Here is a 16,689-nt window from a genome sequence, read left to right as displayed (position 1 = left end):
CAACAGGATGGAGAACCAGAAAACTGGTTACATTCCGTTGTACCGGAGCATTCTGAAACAGTCATGGGCGAAAGATGTTTATCTTCGCACCCTGTGGGAAAACCTTCTCCTGAATGCCGCCAGAAAGCCATACAAAGCGAATTTCAAAGGTCATGAATGGCATCTGCAACCCGGTCAACTGGTTGTGACAGCAGCTGATTTAGGTCTTCAGTTATGCGACAGGCATGGCAAGCCGGCAAGCCGTGATCAGGTTGAGCGGATGCTTCAGGTTTTTGTGAAAGAGGGGATGATCTCCATTGATGGAGAGAAGCAAAAAGGTCGTGTGATCACCGTCACAAATTACCATGAATACGCTCAAAAAATGAACAATTCACCCGCACATGAAGCCGCACAAACAACCGCACATGATGACGCACATGACGAAGCCAGCAATGGCGCGGCTTTCAGAGTACATGCCGCACATGAAAGCGCACATGAAGCCGCACAAACAACCGCACATCATGAACAAGAAGGTATTAACAAGAATATAAATAATACCCCCCTACCCCCCAATGGGGGAGGTGATGGGAAGGTTAAACCTGAACGTCGCAAGGCAGAACGAATCGACTACGAATCCTTCCTGAACGCCTACAACACCGAAGTCGGTGACAGACTGCCACACGCTGTTGCGGTCAACGAGAAACGCAAACGCCGCCTGAAGAAAATCATCCCGCAACTGAAAACGCCAAACGTGGACGGTTTCAGAGCGTATGTCAGGGCGTTTGTACATCAGGCCAAGCCGTTTTACTTCGGAGACAACGACACTGGCTGGACGGCCGATTTTGATTACCTGCTGAGAGAAGATTCGTTAACGGGAGTTCGTGAAGGGAAGTTTGCAGACAGGGGGATTGCATGAAACAGGATATCGAAGCGAGCGTTATCGGTGGCCTGCTGATTGGTGGATTAACACCAACTGCCAGTGACGTTCTGGCAACGCTTGAGCCGGAAGCGTTTTCAATTCCGCTCTACCGGAAAGCCTTCGAGGTTATCCGCAAGCAGGCGCGAAACAGAAACCTAATCGACGCGCTGATGGTTGCCGAGGCGTGCGGAGAGGAGCATTTCACGTCAATCCTGATGACCAGCAAAAACTGCCCGAGTGCCGCAAACCTGAAGGGATATGCCGGAATGGTCGCGGATAACTATCACCGCCGTCTGGTGCTGGAAATCATGGATGAAATGCGTGAACCAATTCAGAGCGGAACCATCGACGCATCGAGTCAGGCGATGGATGAACTTGTAAAGCGTCTCTCAGCCATCAGAAAGCCCCGTGACGAGGTTAAACCTGTACGGTTGGGTGAAATCATCACTGACTACACTGACACGCTTGACAGGCGTCTGAGGAACGGAGAAGAGTCCGATACCCTGAAGACCGGAATCGAAGAACTTGATGCCATCACCGGAGGGATGAACGCGGAAGACCTGGTGATAATCGCTGCTCGTCCTGGTATGGGTAAAACCGAGCTGGCGCTGAAGATTGCCGAAGGCGTTGCAAGCCGCGTTATTCCTGGTTCTGACGTCCGGCGAGGAGTGTTGATTTTCTCGATGGAAATGAGCGCATTGCAGATTGCAGAACGAAGCATTGCCAACGCCGGGAGGATGTCGGTTAGCGTACTGCGAAATCCTGCATCGATGGATGACGAGGGCTGGGCACGTGTTGCTAACGGCATGAGTCAGCTTGCGGATTTGGATGTATGGGTAGTCGATGCCTCGCGGTTATCGGTCGAAGAAATACGCTCAATCGCAGAACGGCATAAACAGGAAAATCCAAACCTGTCACTCATCATGGCGGATTATCTTGGCCTGATTGAGAAGCCGAAAGCAGATCGCAACGACCTCGCAATTGCTCACATCTCCGGAAGCCTGAAGGCGATGGCGAAAGACCTGAAAACGCCTGTTATCTCCCTAAGTCAGCTTTCGCGCGATGTTGAGAAGCGACCAAACAAACGCCCGACAAACGCAGATTTGCGTGATTCAGGAAGCATTGAACAGGACGCAGACTCAATCATCATGCTCTATCGGGAAGCTGTATATGACGAGAACAGTAGCGCCGCGCCATTTGCTGAAATCATCGTGACGAAAAACCGTTTTGGCTCGCTTGGTACGGTTTACCAGCAGTTCTGCAACGGACACTTTGTTGCATGTGACCAGGATGAAGCCAGACAGATTTGCACAACATCAAATGCACCCGGTGCACGTGGCAGACGATATGCACAAGGGGCTGACGTATGACCATCTACATCACTGAGCTAATAACAGGGGCTATTTACACAGTAGCCCTTTTTTATTGGATTAAGAACGAGGGGGATCCTGATGGACACCGTTAACGGAATGTGTTCAGACGCACCGCGTGCCAAAAAATGTAAATGCGGAAAATCACCGACAATATTCGACATGGAGAACGGGTGCCAAATCTACTGCGCTAACCACGCTGCTGTGGCGGCCGCGAATTATCGCAGTGCGGTAACGGAGTGGAATAATCTGAAGTCTGTTAGAGAGGGAAGTCATGAATCTTGACGAGCAAGATGCACAAACTATTAGCTCATACATAAGGGCATCGAGACCAGATTACAAAGGTCCGGTATTCGTAGATTTATCTCGCCTTGAAGAGATTTACATGTGGAAAGCAAGGTTACTTACGCATTTTGTTATTCGAACGATGACTAGCAACATTACAAAACCAATGTAACTGGAGAGATGAATATGAGCACACTCGCAGACCTTATTCATGCTGATATGGCGGAAGATGGAGCAAGGCGAAATAGGTACTGGAAATCATCAAGCCTTCCAGTTTGTGAAAGATTCAACCACAGGCCAAAACAAAAACGTAGTCGAAGAGACAAGGTGTTGAAAAAACTCATGCAAATTAACATGGCTGGTTTTGTCAGATTCGTGAGTGAAACGACTAACGGGGATTGATATGGACGAATCAAGAAAGCAGTTTGAAGAATGGTTTAAAAACAAATATCACGTTTCAAGTGACGTGATGAAGATTATGCACATCAAGGTTGAGATTGCATGGGAGGCATGGCAGGCATCGCGAGCAGCTATTGAAATAACCGCGCCAAAGTTTATCGACAGCAGAGAAGCCTTAGCCAAAGGGTTTACTGTTGATTATTCCAATGGCTTCGGTGATGGAATGGATGCTTATGAGGAAAACATCCGCGCTGCTGGAGTCAAAGTGAAGGAGTGACGATGAAGCAAACAATCTTCCTCCGTGGTAAACAACAACAGCAAGCCGCAATCAACGCCATCCTCGCAACACCACTCGATAAAGACAAGCCAGTTACCATCCGCATTACTGACTACAAGCGCAACCTTGACCAGAACGCAAAATTTCACGCGATGCTGGCGGATATCGCTCGTCAGGTTCAATGGTGCGGCAAATGGTTAAAACCGGAACAATGGAAGGTTTTGTTGATTAGCGGTCATGCAGTGGCAACAAAACAGGAAGCTGATGTTTTTCCCGGGCTTGAAGGCGAATACGTCAACATTCGCGAAAGCAGCGCGCAGATGAGTGTGAAGCGTATGGCAAGTCTTATCGAGTACACAACAGCCTGGGCTATTGGTCATGGTGTCAGATTTACCGACAGGAGGTACGAATGAGACGACAGCGACGAAGTATCACCGACATCATCTGCGAAAACTGCAAATACCTTCCAACGAAACGCTCCAGAAATAAACGCAAGCCAATCCCAAAAGAATCTGACGTAAAAACATTCAACTACACGGCTCACCTGTGGGATATCCGGTGGCTAAGACATCGTGCGAGGAAATGACAATGGATTATTCACAGTTAAGTGATTTTGAAATTAACGTGGCAGTATTCGAAGCCATTCATAACGGATCACCGGATTACAAAGAAGGTGAGAATGGCGCGATGGTGTTTATCTCATTTGAGGGAGACATTGTAAACGGAGACGCAGTTGAAGTAGAAGTTGAGCGCGGATCCTTTAACCCATGCGCAAACCCAGCAGACGCATGGCCGATTATCACTGAAAACAACATCAGCATAATTTTAGACAATCCCTCAATGCCGTGCGCTACAGACAACGCAAGGGACTTGTTTGATGATGCCGGACCGAATGTTGGTGTCGCATATGACAATCCACTCCGTGCCGCCATGATTGTCTTTCTCATGATGCGGAGAATCCAATAATGCTTAGCCCATCCCAATCCCTTCAATACCAGAAAGAAAGCGTCGAGCGAGCTTTAACGTGCGATAACTGCGGTCAGAAGCTGCATGTGCTGGAAGTTCACGTGTGTGAGCACTGCTGTGCAGAACTGATGAGCGATCCGAATAGCTCAATGTACGAGGAAGAAGACGATGGTGATTAGCCGATACGGACAAATAACGTTTAAACATTTTCAAGACAATCCAACATGGGCTGCTGCGGCTGGATATGACTTTAATTATTTTGATTGTCTGTCAGTCGCATGTATTGCAACTACCAATGTTGCTAACAACATAATCGATGAATTCTTGGATTTTCCAGACTATCAGGTCAGAGAGTTGCCTGCATTTTTTGTGAAAGTATCTGTTGCTACAGCTCTGTTATTTATTTTGTTATTCGCATATCCATTGCTTGCCGTATTTGTTTATGTGAGATGCAAGCACTCACAAAAGGAATACAGCGGAGAGCATACCGATATTACCAGCCAAAATATGCGAGTGTGGTTGAGGAGATGCCAAGAGAAATGGGGGAGACGTCATGGCTAAACCAGCGCGAAGACGATGTAAAAACGATGAATGCCGGGAATGGTTTCACCCTGCATTCGCTAATCAGTGGTGGTGCTCTCCAGAGTGTGGAACCAAGATAGCACTCGAACGACGAAGTAAAGAACGCGAAAAAGCGGAAAAGGCAGCAGAGAAGAAACGACGACGAGAGGAGCAGAAACAGAAAGATAAACTTAAGATTCGAAAACTCGCCTTAAAGCCCCGCAGTTACTGGATTAAACAAGCCCAACAAGCCGTAAACGCCTTCATCAGAGAAAGAGACCGCGACTTACCATGTATCTCGTGCGGAACGCTCACGTCTGCTCAGTGGGATGCCGGGCATTACCGGACAACTGCTGCGGCGCCTCAACTCCGATTTGATGAACGCAATATTCACAAGCAATGCGTGGTGTGCAACCAGCACAAAAGCGGAAATCTCGTTCCGTATCGCGTCGAACTGATTAATCGCATCGGGCAGGAAGCAGTAGACGAAATCGAATCAAACCATAACCGCCATCGCTGGACTATCGAAGAGTGCAAGGCGATCAAGGCAGAGTACCAACAGAAACTCAAAGACCTGCGAAATAGCAGAAGTGAGGCCGCATGACGTTCTCAGTAAAAACCATTCCAGACATGCTCGTTGAAGCATACGGAAACCAGACAGAAGTGGCACGCAGACTGAAATGTAGTCGCGGCACGGTAAGAAAATACGTTGATGATAAAGACGGGAAAATGCACGCCATCGTCAACGACGTTCTTATGGTTCATCGCGGATGGAGTGAAAGAGATGCGCTATTACGAAAGAATTGATGGCAGCAAATACCGAAATATTTGGGTAGTTGGCGATCTGCACGGATGCTACACGAACCTGATGAAAAAACTGGAGACGATAGGATTCGACACCAAAAAAGACCTGCTTATCTCGGTTGGCGATTTGGTCGATCGCGGTACAGAGAACGTCGAATGTCTGGAATTAATCACATTCCCCTGGTTCCAAGCTGTACGTGGAAACCATGAGCAAATGATGATTGATGGCTTATCAGAGCGTGGAAACGTCAATCACTGGCTGTTTAATGGCGGTGGCTGGTTCTTTAATCTCGATTACGACAAAGAAATTCTGGCTAAAGCTCTTGCCCATAAAGCAGATGAACTTCCGTTAATCATTGAACTGGTGAGCAAAGGTAAAAAATATGTCATCTGCCACGCCGATTATCCTTGTGACGAATACGAGTTTGGAAAGCCAGTTGATCATCAGCAGGTAATCTGGAACCGCGAACGAATCAGCAACTCACAAGACGGGGTCGTGAAAGAAATCAAAGGCGCGGACACGTTCATCTTTGGTCATACGCCAGCAGTGAAACCACTCAAGTTTGCCAACCAGATGTATATCGATACCGGCGCAGTGTTCTGCGGAAACCTCACATTGATTCAGGTACAGGGAGAAGGCGCATGAGACTCGAAAGCGTAGCTAAATTTCATTCGCCAAAAAGCCCGATGATGAGCGACTCACCACGGGCCACGGCTTCTGACTCTCTTTCCGGTACTGATGTGATGGCTGCTATGGGGATGGCGCAATCACAAGCCGGATTCGGTATGACTGCATTCTGCGGTAAGCACGAACTCAGCCAGAACGACAAACAAAAGGCTATCAACTATCTGATGCAATTTGCACACAAGGTATCGGGGAAATACCGTGGTGTGGCAAAGCTTGAAGGAAATACTAAGGCAAAGGTACTGCAAGTGCTCGCAACATTCGCTTATGCGGATTATTGCCGTAGTGCCGCCACGCCGGGCGCAAGATGCAGAGATTGCCACGGTACAGGCCGCGCGGTTGATATAGCAAAAACAGAGCAGTGGGGGAGAGTTGTCGAGAAAGAGTGCGGAAGATGCAAAGGCGTCGGCTATTCAAGGATGCCAGCAAGCGCAGCATATCGCGCTGTGACGATGCTAATCCCAAACCTTACCCAACCCACCTGGTCACGCACTGTTAAGCCGCTGTATGACGCTCTGGTGGTGCAATGCCACAAGGAAGAGTCAATCGCAGACAACATTTTGAACGCGGTCACACGTTAGCAGCATGATTGCCACGGATGGCAACATATTAACGGCATGATATTGACTTATTGAATAAAATTGGGTAAATTTGACTCAACGATGGGTTAATTCGCTCGTTGTGGTAGTGAGATGAAAAGAGGCGGCGCTTACTACCGATTCCGCCTAGTTGGTCACTTCGACGTATCGTCTGGAACTCCAACCATCGCAGGCAGAGAGGTCTGCAAAATGCAATCCCGAAACAGTTCGCAGGTAATAGTTAGAGCCTGCATAACGGTTTCGGGATTTTTTATATCTGCACAACAGGTAAGAGCATTCTCCCTTATGGGGCTTGGCTTAAATGCACCGAGTGCTCTTTCCGTTGTGCTGAATTAAGCGAATACCGGAAGCAGAACCGGATCAACAAATGCGTACAGGCGTCATCGCCGCCCAGCAACAGCACAACCCAAACTGAGCCGTAGCCACTGGCTATCCTGAATTCATCAGTGATAGTTACGCTGCGGCCTTCTACACATGACCTTCGTGAAAGCGGGTGGCAAGAGGTTGCGCTAACAACCTCCTGCCGTTTTGCCCGTGCATATCGGTCACGAACAAATCTGATTACTAAACACAGTAGCCTGGATTTGTTCTATCAGTAATCGACCTTATTCCTAATTAAATAGAGCAAATCCCCTCAATGAAGGGGTAGAGCATGTACCGTATGGACAAAATCAGAGAATGGTTCAGTTACAGCTTCGGAGGACTGACTGCGATGGGTGGCATTCTCTCCCTGAATGACTGGGCTGTCATCATTGGTATTCTTTGTACTGTCGGCACATTTGGCATCAACTGGTACTACAAGCGCAAAGAGCGCGAGGACAGATTGAATGGCAATGTCACCGGCACTACGAAATAGCGTAATAGCGGCGATAAGTGGCGGGGCTATTGCTATAGCATCTGTGTTAATCACTGGACCAAGTGGTAACGATGGTTTGGAAGGTGTTAGCTACATACCATACAAAGATATTGTTGGTGTATGGACTGTATGTCACGGACACACCGGAAAAGACATCATGCTCGGTAAAACGTATACCGAAGCAGAATGCAAAGCCCTCCTGAATAAAGACCTTGCCACGGTCGCCAGACAAATTAACCCGTACATCAAAGTCGATATACCGGAAACAACGCGCGGCGCTCTTTACTCGTTCGTCTACAACGTGGGTGCTGGCAATTTCAGAACATCGACGCTTCTTCGCAAAATAAACCAGGGTGATATCAAAGGCGCATGTGATCAGCTACGGCGCTGGACATACGCTGGCGGTAAGCAATGGAAAGGGCTGATGACTCGCCGTGAGATTGAGCGTGAAGTCTGTTTGTGGGGGCAACAATGAGCAGAGTAACCGCGATTATCTCCGCTCTGGTTATCTGCATCATCGTCTGTCTGTCATGGGCGGTTAATCATTACCGTGATAACGCCATTACCTATAAAGAACAGCGTGATAAAAAAGTCAGTGAGCTGAAGCAGGCGACCGCCACCATCGCTGACATGCAGCAGCGCCAGCGTTCTGCTGATGCACTCGATGCTAAATACACGAAGGAGTTAGCTGATGCGAAAGCTGAAAATGATGCTCTTCGGCGCAAGCTTGATAATGGTGGCAGGGTGCTCGTCAAAGGAAAGTGTCAAGTGCCAGCCTCAACCGAAACCTCCCGCACCTCCGGCATGGGCAATGATGCCACCGTCGAACTCTCTCCAGTTGCTGGACGAAACGTTCTCGGTGTCCGGGACGGAATTATCCGCGACCAAACAGCACTGAGAACGCTTCAGGAATACATCAGGACGCAATGCCTTCGATGATAGCGATAATTTTACTCATCATCCTTCACATCTGGCTCTGTAGACAGGGTGGTGATCACTTCTGGAGTGAATCCAGATTAAACATCTCATTGCTGATGCTTGAAGTTAAGCATATGGCGCGCGGTAAGGGGCTGCGTTGAGATAAGAGCCAGTCATCACAAACACCAGGATTTAGCCTCGCATTCGCGGGGCTTTTTTATATCTGAATTTCACAGCGCATCTCACGCGCATATTAACGAGAGCCTTTCAGTAAGCGAGCCTGAGAAATGCCGTTATAGGTGGCGACCTCTCTCGGGCGGCTTTTCTGTGAGACAGGCTCACTTTCTAAAAGGTAAAGACGCTATGAATCATCAATTGGCTAATCTCGATTTCCGGGACATGGTGGTTGTTTCTGGTGATCGCGTGATCACAACCTCCCGCAAGGTAGCAGCTTACTTCGACAAGCAGCATCACCACATCATTCAGAAAATCGAAAAGCTAGACTGTTCGGATGAATTTCTAACCAGCAACTTTTCGCGGGTTACCTATGAACACAAGGGTAATCAGTATGTTGAATATGAAATTTCCAAAGACGGTGCGATGTACATCATCATGTCGTTTACCGGCAAAAAAGCTGCCGCCATCAAAGAGGCGTTTATCAAAGCATTTAATTGGATGCGTGACAGGCTGATGGAGATGGCTCACTCATACCAAAGAGAGCACAACGAGTTAATGCTGGAGTTCATGAAGGAAAAGGATGTTGCCAGTATGTCAGGACGCTTGCTGAACCGCTGGGGCAGGATCAAAAAACCGCAACTCATAGCAAGAATCGAAAGGCTTGAGCAGCAGGCGCAAATATCGATCCCCGGACTGCCAAAGTGACCATTCCAAAGCCCATCTACGGGTGGGCTTGATAATGAAACCGTGATTTACATCCCCACAATCCGGGTATGTAAAAGATAGTTCAGGCGAGAACAGATTTAACTAAATCTGTGCACCACCAGTTACGGAAGTACAGCGACACAACCCAAGCCAGTAAGTGGGGAAATAACACTGGCAGCCACTGAAAGATGAACCTCCTGCCTTATGGCAAAAAAGATTCTTTGTGGTGGCGGACTGATGGAAAGACATCGGTTATTGCAGAGGCCATTCAATGAATGGTCTCGACAATGGCTTATACCCTACACGGGATAACTTAACTGATATCCCTTTTAACGGATAAACGGAGCCAACAATGGCAGAGATTATTCCCATGACTGAAGAACAGAAATTCCAGTTAGAGATTTACAAACTGGTCATGAACCAGAACGCAGCCGCAGAAGAAGCATTTCAGTTCATTGGCACTGACGAACTGAAGCTTGAGCTATTCAAAATTCACTTCCAGTCAGGCGGCGCTAATTCGGATATCACGATCCGCACATTTGAAGCGGTGCGTAAATCGAAGGAAGCGTTAGACCTGTTCACTACCGGAGCATGATGTGAGCCGCGTAATCAATTTGGGTAAGGAGAAGAAATTCCCAATTACTCAAGAGCTATACGAGAGGCTGGAAAGCGTCATCCATGATTACGATGGTGAAATCAGTTTATGCGAGGCGATTGGCACACTTGAATTGCTGAAGCAGTCATTGATTGAAGGCGCGAAAGAGTCCTCAGCCTGAAATAACAGCTAAGTGAGATGAATATGGCAGCACCAAAGGGCAACCGATTTTGGGAGGCCCGCAGTAGTCATGGGCGAAATCCTAAATTCGAATCGCCTGAGGCGCTGTGGGCTGCTTGTTGTGAATACTTCGAGTGGGTAGAAGCTAACCCGCTATGGGAGATGAAGGCGTTCTCGTATCAGGGTGAAGTGATACAAGAGCCTATCGCCAAGATGCGAGCGATGACTATTACAGGCCTCACTCTGTTCATTGATGTGACGCTTGAAACATGGCGCACATATCGCCTGCGAGAAGATTTATCTGAAGTCGTTACGCGAGCAGAGCAGGTCATCTACGACCAGAAATTCTCTGGCGCAGCCGCTGACCTTCTCAACGCTAACATCATCGCCCGTGATTTGGGCCTCAAAGAGCAGTCGCAAGTTGAAGACGTGACACCTGATAAGGGAGATCGCGATAAGCGACGCTCTCGTATCAAGGAGCTATTCAACCGTGGAACTGGACGCGATTCTTGATAACCTGAGCGACGAAGAGCAAATCGAATTGCTCGAGCTACTCGAAGAAGAAGAGAACTACCGGAACACACACCTGCTATATGAATTTACGCCATACAGCAAACAGCGTGAGTTCATCGACGCCGGGCATGACTATCCAGAGCGCTGTTTTATGGCTGGTAACCAGCTTGGTAAGTCATTTACTGGTGCTGCTGAAGTAGCGTTTCACCTTACAGGGCGTTATCCGGGCACAAAAGGCTATCCTGCTGATGGTAAATATGGCGGTGAGTGGAAAGGTAAGCGTTTTTATGAGCCTGTTGTCTTCTGGATTGGTGGCGAGACAAACGAGACTGTAACCAAAACGACTCAACGCATCCTGTGCGGTCGTATTGAAGAGAATGATGAGCCTGGCTACGGTTCCATACCGAAAGAAGACATCATTAGCTGGAAGAAGTCTCCTTTCTTTCCGAACCTTGTTGATCATCTTCTGGTTAAGCATCACACGGCTGATGGCGTTGAAGATGGCATTTCAATCTGCTACTTCAAGCCATACTCGCAAGGCCGTGCTCGCTGGCAGGGTGACACAATCCACGGCGTGTGGTTTGACGAAGAACCACCATACAGCATTTATGGCGAAGGTCTTACCCGTACCAACAAATACGGGCAATTCTCAATTCTGACGTTTACCCCGCTGATGGGGATGTCTGACGTTGTTACCAAGTTCCTGAAGAATCCAAGCAAGTCGCAGAAAGTGGTCAACATGACCATCTACGACGCTGAGCACTACACCGACGAGCAGAAAGAGCAAATCATCGCATCCTATCCCGAGCATGAGAGAGAGGCTCGTGCTCGCGGTATTCCTACGATGGGTAGCGGTCGAATCTTCCAGATACCGGAAGAGACGATTAAGTGCCAGCCGTTCGAGTGTCCTGATCACTTCTACGTAATTGGCGGGATGGATTTCGGATGGGATCACCCACAGGCGCAGGTTCAGCTTTGGTGGGATAAGGACGCAGACACAATCTACGTTTCACGCGTGTGGAAGGCGAAAGAAAAAACAGCCGTTCAGGCATGGGGAGCTGTTAAATCATGGGCGCATAAAGTGCCAACAGCATGGCCTCATGACGGAAATCAGCACGAGAAGGGCGGCGGTGAGCAGCTCAAAGGGCAGTATGCAGATGCTGGTTTTATGATGTTGCAGGAGCATGCGACATGGCCTGATGGCGGTAACGCGGTGGAGCCTGGCATCACTGAATTGCGCGACATGATGCTCGATGGTCGCTTCAAAGTATTCAACACCTGTGAGCCATTCTTTGAGGAGTTCCGCCTCTATCACCGTGATGAAAACGGGAAAATCGTCAAGCTTAACGATGACGTTCTCTCCGCCGTTCGCTATGCATACATGATGCGCCGCTTCGCCAAAATGATGCGCGACATCAAAAAACCAAAAGAGAAAAAGATACCAGCCCCAATCAGGCCCATCGCACGGAGAACTTAAATGGCCGATGAAAACAGACTCAATTCCATTCTGTGTAAGTTTGACGCAGACTGGATGGCGAGCGATGAAGCCAGAACCGAGGCGACAAATGACCTGTATTTTAGCCGAGTGTCGCAATGGGATGACTGGCTATCAAACTACACGACCCTGCAATATCGCGGACAATTCGATGTTGTTCGCCCGGTGGTCAGGAAACTGGTCGCAGAGATGCGCCGGAACCCTATCGACGTTCTCTTCAGACCAAAAGACGGCGCTAATCCTGATGCTGCCGATGTGCTGATGGGGATGTATCGTACTGATATGCGCCATAACACGGCAAAAATTGCCGTTAACGTTGGCGTTCGTGAGCAGATAGAGTCCGGCGTTGGTGCATGGCGTCTGGTCACGCAGTACGAAGACAACGATCCAACAAGTAACAATCAGGTAATTCGACGCCTGCCAATCCATGAAGCCTGCTCACACGTCATATGGGACGCCAACAGCAAGCAGATGGATAAGAGCGACGCTAAGCATTGCACGGTGATTAACGCTTTGTCACGCAATGGCTGGAAAGAGTTTGCAGAGGATTACGGTATTGATCCGGATACCTTGCCATCTTTCCAGAATCCGAACGATACATGGCTGTTCCCTTGGATATCGAATGATGTCGTCTACGTCGCTGAGTATTACGAGGTAGAAGAGAAGAAAGAGAAAGTCTTTATCTACCGCGACCCGCTGACAGGTGAGCCGGTCAGCTATTACCAGCAGGATATCAAAGACGTCATCGACGACCTGGCTAATCGTGGATTCATTAAGGTAGCAGAGCGTAAGGTCAAGCGTCGGCGTGTGTATAAGTCGATCATCACCTGCACGCAGATACTGAAAGACCGCGAGAAGATAGCCGGAGAGCATATTCCAATCGTTCCAGTGTATGGCGAATGGTCATTCGCTGGTGACAAGGAGTGCTACGAAGGAGTGGTAAGGCTGACGAAAGACGGTCAGCGCCTTCGTAACATGATCATGTCGTTCAACGCCGATATTGTTGCTCGTTCACCGAAGAAGAAACCTACCTTCTTCCCTGAGCAAATCGAAGGCTACGAATACATGTACGGTGGAAATGATGACTATCCGTACTATCTGCAGAACAGGACCGATGAAAACGGTAACGACCTGCCGATTGGTCCAATCTCCTACATGGAAAACCCTGAAGTGCCGCAAGCCAACGCTTACATGCTTGAGGCTGCCACCAACGCAGTGAAAGAGGTGGCTAGTCTTGGCGTTGATGCGCAGGCAGCAAACTCTCAGGTCGCTTTCGATACCGTCAATCAACTGAACATGCGGGCAGACCTTGAGACATACGTGTTTCAGGATAACCTGGCTACCGCAATGCGACGTGATGGCGAGATTTATGCCTCAATGGTAAACGATATTTATGACGTTCCTCGTCATGTAACGCTGACACTTGAAGATGGAAGCGAGAAAGACGTTCAACTCTATGCGCAAGTTGTCGATTACCAGTCTGGCAATGTGGTCACACTCAACGACATTCGCGGTCGATATGAGTGCTATACAGACGTTGGGCCATCCTTCCAGAGTATGAAGGAACAGAACCGCGCAGAGATTCAGGAGTTGCTAACCAAGGTTCCGCAAGGTACTCCAGAGTTCCAGATGCTGATGCTGCAATACTTCACGCTGCTTGACGGTAAAGGCGTCGAGATGATGCGAGAGTACGCGAACAAGCAACTGGTGATGATGGGGCTGAAGAAACCAGAAACACCTGAAGAGATGGAGATGGTACAGCAGGCTCAACAGCAGCCGCAGCAGCCATCAGCAGAGCAAATTCAGGCGCAGGGCATCCTTCTGCAAGGTCAGGCTGAATTGCTCAAGGCAGAGAACCAACAGGCGCAGATTCAGGTTGAAGCCGCCAAGGTTGAAGCCCAAAACCAACTCAACGCCGCGAAGATTGCAGAAATCTTCAACAATATGGACCTCGACAAGCAGGCAGAACTGCGTGAGTACCTCAAGCTCGTAGGTCAATTCCAGCAACAGCGCAGCAAGGACGCTCGTGCTAACGCTGAGCTGCTTCTTAAAGATGCAGACCAGACTCATTCACAACGCATGGATTTCGCGAATCTTATGCGTCAAGTTCAAATCCCCTCCGGCGGAGTAGCCGAGACACCTCAATAAGAGAGAGTTAATCATGGACCAAACCACCGACATTCAGGCTTCTGAAGAATTAACCCTGCCCGGCAATCATGCAGCGGCATCTGCTGATGGCTTAGTTGTCGATAATGCCAACGACAACGCAGGTCAGGAAGAAGGCTTCGAGATTGTCCTGAAAGACGATGAGAAACCAAAACAAGACCCGGCAACTAATGCTGAATTTGCCCGTCGCCGCATCGAACGCAAACGCCAGCGTGAGCTTGAGCAGCAGATGGAAGCGGTTAAGCGTGGAGAGTTGCCGGAGCACCTGCGGGTGAACCCTGAGTTACCAAAACAACCAGACCCTAACGATTATCTTTCCGAAGACGCACTGGCTAAGTACGACTATGACCAGAGCCGCGCACTGGCTGCCTTCCAGCAGGCAAACAGTGAATGGCAGATCAAGGCTATGGACGCACGAAGCCAGGCTGTCGCCGAGCAGGGTCGCAAAACTCAGGAGTTCACCCAGCAATCAGCGCAATACGTCGAGGCAGCCCGTAAGCACTACGACGCAGCGGAAAAGCTCAATATCCCTGACTATCAGGAGAAAGAGGATGCATTCATGCAACTGGTGCCGCCAGCAGTCGGTGCCGACATCATGCGCCTCTTCCCTGAGAAATCCGCCGCTCTCATGTATCACCTTGGTGCTAATCCTGAGAAAACACGCCAGTTGCTGGCGATGGACGGGCAATCCGCGCTGATTGAACTCACTCGACTGTCAGAACGTTTAACTCTAAAGCCTCGAGCCAAACCTGTTTCAGAAGCCCCGTTACCTGATGAACCCATTCAGGGACACGCTGTTGCTGCAAATATCTCTGCGATTGAAAAGCAGATGGAAGCGGCAGCAAACAAAGGGGATGTAGAGACGTACCGTAAGCTCAAGGCGCAACTGAATAAAGGAATTCGATAATGGCATTAAATGAAGGTCAACTGGTCACGTATGCTCTGGATGAAATCATCGAAACCGTCCAGAACCTGACGCCAATGGCGTCCAAAGTGACAAAATACACCCCTCCGGCAGAATCCATGCAACGTTCAAGCAACACCGTGTGGATGCCTGTTGAGCAGGAAGCGCCAACTCAGACTGGCTGGGATTTAACTGGCAACGCAACCGGGATTCTGGAACTCTCCGTAAAATGCAACATGGGCGATCCGGATAACGATTTCTTCGAGCTTCGTGCAGATGACCTGTGTGATGAGCGTTCTTACCGTCGCCGCATCCAGGCATCCGCCAAAAAACTGGCGAATAACATTGAGTCAGCAATTGCCAAACAGGCAACCGAAATGGGCTCACTTGTTGTTCACGATACCCGCGCAATTGGTCCATCTACTGGCCTGTCTGGCTGGGATTTTGTGTCTGATGCAGAGCGCCTGATGTTCTCCCGTGAGCTAAACCGCGATATGGGCATCAGTTACTTCCTGAACCCTGACGATTACCGCAAAGCAGGCCGCAACCTGGTAGATGGTGACATCTTCGGTCGCGTTCCTGAAGAAGCGTATCGCAACGGTACTATTCAGCGTCAGATTGCTGGCTTTGATGAAATTCTTCGCTCACCGAAACTTCCGGCAGTTACCAAGTCAACCGCTACTGGTGTAACTGTTTCTGGTGCGCAGAAGTTTAAGCCGCAGGCATACACCCTTGATACCGATGGTAACAAAGAGAACGTCGACAACCGTGTTGCAACGGTGACCGTATCCTCCACCACCGGATTTAAGCGCGGCGACAAAATCAGCTTCACTGGTGTGAAATTCCTGTCTCAGATGGCGAAGAACGTGCTGACTGATGATGCTACTTTCTCAATCACCCGTGTGATCGATGGTACTCACCTCGAAATCACGCCGAAACCGATTGCACTGGATGACGCGTCACTGACAAAAGAAGAGAAGGCTTACGCTAACGTAAACACCTCTCTTGCTGATACCACTCCGGTAAATGTTCTGAACGTGGCAACAACCACCGCTAACGTGTTCTGGGCTGATGACTCAATCCGTCTGCTGTCTCAGCCGATCCCGGTAACTCATGAACTGTTTGCTGGCATGAAAACTTCTTCCTTCAGCATTCCTGGTATTGGTGTTAACGGCATCTTCGCAACGCAGGGTGATATCAACACTCTGTCTGGTAAGTGCCGTATTGCTGTGTGGTATTCAGCATGTGCTGTACGACCAGAGGCAATTGGTGTTGGTCTGCCTAACCAGACCGCGTGATAACCAGAGGGAGCTTCGGCTCCCTTTTTTATCTGGAG

The 16,689-nt window shown here is 49.1% G+C and carries 25 protein-coding genes; all 25 read left to right on the top strand.

Annotated features, from left to right (window positions below):
• The first annotated feature begins 7 nt into the window (after positions 1-7).
• The 25 genes from EFER_RS10385 to EFER_RS10260 all read left to right on the top strand — a co-directional run bounded on the left by EFER_RS10385 (position 8) and on the right by EFER_RS10260 (position 16,651).
• On the top strand, positions 8-895 hold the full coding sequence (locus EFER_RS10385; RefSeq protein WP_000431322.1) for a replication protein: 888 nt from the start codon (positions 8-10) through the stop codon (positions 893-895).
• The gene (locus EFER_RS10380; RefSeq protein ID WP_000806595.1) at positions 892-2,268 is read left to right on the top strand and encodes a replicative DNA helicase; all 1,377 of its coding nucleotides are present in this window, start codon (positions 892-894) and stop codon (positions 2,266-2,268) included. The genes EFER_RS10385 and EFER_RS10380 overlap by 4 nt, the downstream gene beginning before the upstream one ends.
• 465 nt (positions 2,269-2,733) lie before the next feature.
• Positions 2,734-2,955 (top strand): DUF7301 family protein, encoded by a 222-nt coding sequence (locus tag EFER_RS24905; RefSeq protein ID WP_015953508.1) that lies wholly within the window; start codon positions 2,734-2,736, stop codon positions 2,953-2,955.
• Between the two features lies 1 nt (position 2,956).
• Positions 2,957-3,229: a hypothetical protein gene (locus EFER_RS10365; RefSeq protein WP_024256485.1), complete on the top strand. Its 273-nt coding sequence runs from the start codon at positions 2,957-2,959 to the stop codon at positions 3,227-3,229.
• A gap of 2 nt (positions 3,230-3,231) precedes the next feature.
• The gene (locus tag EFER_RS10360; protein ID WP_000814599.1) at positions 3,232-3,642 is read left to right on the top strand and encodes a recombination protein NinB; all 411 of its coding nucleotides are present in this window, start codon (positions 3,232-3,234) and stop codon (positions 3,640-3,642) included.
• The gene (locus tag EFER_RS10355) at positions 3,639-3,815 is read left to right on the top strand and encodes a NinE family protein (protein ID WP_001254255.1); all 177 of its coding nucleotides are present in this window, start codon (positions 3,639-3,641) and stop codon (positions 3,813-3,815) included. The genes EFER_RS10360 and EFER_RS10355 overlap by 4 nt, the downstream gene beginning before the upstream one ends.
• 2 nt (positions 3,816-3,817) lie before the next feature.
• Complete coding sequence (locus EFER_RS10350; RefSeq protein WP_000386650.1) at positions 3,818-4,195, top strand: phage protein NinX family protein; 378 nt, start codon at positions 3,818-3,820, stop codon at positions 4,193-4,195.
• On the top strand, positions 4,195-4,374 hold the full coding sequence (locus EFER_RS10345; RefSeq protein ID WP_000950976.1) for a protein NinF: 180 nt from the start codon (positions 4,195-4,197) through the stop codon (positions 4,372-4,374). Before EFER_RS10350 ends, EFER_RS10345 begins: the two co-directional genes overlap by 1 nt.
• Positions 4,364-4,756, top strand: coding sequence for a hypothetical protein (locus tag EFER_RS10340; protein WP_000237094.1), 393 nt, complete (start codon positions 4,364-4,366; stop codon positions 4,754-4,756). The genes EFER_RS10345 and EFER_RS10340 overlap by 11 nt, the downstream gene beginning before the upstream one ends.
• A complete protein-coding gene (locus EFER_RS10335) occupies positions 4,749-5,360 on the top strand; it encodes a recombination protein NinG (RefSeq protein WP_001108032.1) in 612 nt (203 codons plus the stop codon). The genes EFER_RS10340 and EFER_RS10335 overlap by 8 nt, the downstream gene beginning before the upstream one ends.
• Positions 5,357-5,563, top strand: coding sequence for a phage NinH family protein (locus EFER_RS10330; RefSeq protein ID WP_000144614.1), 207 nt, complete (start codon positions 5,357-5,359; stop codon positions 5,561-5,563). Before EFER_RS10335 ends, EFER_RS10330 begins: the two co-directional genes overlap by 4 nt.
• A complete protein-coding gene (locus tag EFER_RS10325; protein ID WP_001271141.1) occupies positions 5,541-6,206 on the top strand; it encodes a serine/threonine protein phosphatase in 666 nt (221 codons plus the stop codon). The genes EFER_RS10330 and EFER_RS10325 overlap by 23 nt, the downstream gene beginning before the upstream one ends.
• The gene (locus EFER_RS10320; RefSeq protein WP_001235473.1) at positions 6,203-6,826 is read left to right on the top strand and encodes an antitermination protein; all 624 of its coding nucleotides are present in this window, start codon (positions 6,203-6,205) and stop codon (positions 6,824-6,826) included. The genes EFER_RS10325 and EFER_RS10320 overlap by 4 nt, the downstream gene beginning before the upstream one ends.
• 679 nt (positions 6,827-7,505) lie before the next feature.
• Entirely contained in the window at positions 7,506-7,700 is a 195-nt protein-coding gene (locus tag EFER_RS10315; protein WP_001360173.1) for a phage holin family protein, read from the top strand.
• The gene (rrrD, locus tag EFER_RS10310) at positions 7,678-8,175 is read left to right on the top strand and encodes a lysozyme RrrD (protein ID WP_001504512.1); all 498 of its coding nucleotides are present in this window, start codon (positions 7,678-7,680) and stop codon (positions 8,173-8,175) included. The genes EFER_RS10315 and rrrD overlap by 23 nt, the downstream gene beginning before the upstream one ends.
• Positions 8,172-8,639, top strand: coding sequence for a lysis protein (locus EFER_RS10305; RefSeq protein WP_000092286.1), 468 nt, complete (start codon positions 8,172-8,174; stop codon positions 8,637-8,639). The genes rrrD and EFER_RS10305 overlap by 4 nt, the downstream gene beginning before the upstream one ends.
• Entirely contained in the window at positions 8,627-8,779 is a 153-nt protein-coding gene (locus EFER_RS10300; protein ID WP_015953503.1) for a hypothetical protein, read from the top strand. Before EFER_RS10305 ends, EFER_RS10300 begins: the two co-directional genes overlap by 13 nt.
• 202 nt (positions 8,780-8,981) lie before the next feature.
• The gene (locus EFER_RS10295) at positions 8,982-9,500 is read left to right on the top strand and encodes a Rha family transcriptional regulator (protein WP_001016386.1); all 519 of its coding nucleotides are present in this window, start codon (positions 8,982-8,984) and stop codon (positions 9,498-9,500) included.
• Between the two features lie 352 nt (positions 9,501-9,852).
• Entirely contained in the window at positions 9,853-10,095 is a 243-nt protein-coding gene (locus EFER_RS10290) for a DUF2560 family protein (protein WP_000807785.1), read from the top strand.
• 1 nt (position 10,096) lies between these two features.
• A complete protein-coding gene (locus EFER_RS10285) occupies positions 10,097-10,276 on the top strand; it encodes a hypothetical protein (RefSeq protein ID WP_000091987.1) in 180 nt (59 codons plus the stop codon).
• Between the two features lie 23 nt (positions 10,277-10,299).
• On the top strand, positions 10,300-10,788 hold the full coding sequence (locus EFER_RS10280; RefSeq protein ID WP_000729922.1) for a DNA-packaging protein: 489 nt from the start codon (positions 10,300-10,302) through the stop codon (positions 10,786-10,788).
• Positions 10,766-12,265, top strand: a complete 1,500-nt coding sequence (locus EFER_RS10275) for a terminase large subunit domain-containing protein (RefSeq protein WP_000417851.1) — start codon at positions 10,766-10,768, stop codon at positions 12,263-12,265. The genes EFER_RS10280 and EFER_RS10275 overlap by 23 nt, the downstream gene beginning before the upstream one ends.
• Positions 12,266-14,431: a portal protein gene (locus tag EFER_RS10270; RefSeq protein ID WP_000752838.1), complete on the top strand. Its 2,166-nt coding sequence runs from the start codon at positions 12,266-12,268 to the stop codon at positions 14,429-14,431.
• Positions 14,432-14,444: 13 nt separating this feature from the next.
• Positions 14,445-15,356 carry a scaffold protein gene (locus EFER_RS10265; RefSeq protein WP_000373006.1) on the top strand — a complete coding sequence of 304 codons (912 nt, stop codon included), beginning with the start codon at positions 14,445-14,447 and terminating at the stop codon, positions 15,354-15,356.
• Positions 15,356-16,651 carry a P22 phage major capsid protein family protein gene (locus EFER_RS10260; protein ID WP_001196942.1) on the top strand — a complete coding sequence of 432 codons (1,296 nt, stop codon included), beginning with the start codon at positions 15,356-15,358 and terminating at the stop codon, positions 16,649-16,651. Before EFER_RS10265 ends, EFER_RS10260 begins: the two co-directional genes overlap by 1 nt.
• Positions 16,652-16,689: the final 38 nt, after the last annotated feature.

This window comes from Escherichia fergusonii ATCC 35469, from assembly GCF_000026225.1.
Taxonomy (GTDB): Bacteria; Pseudomonadota; Gammaproteobacteria; order Enterobacterales; family Enterobacteriaceae; genus Escherichia; species Escherichia fergusonii.
This window is presented reverse-complemented; position numbering and strand designations above follow the sequence as displayed.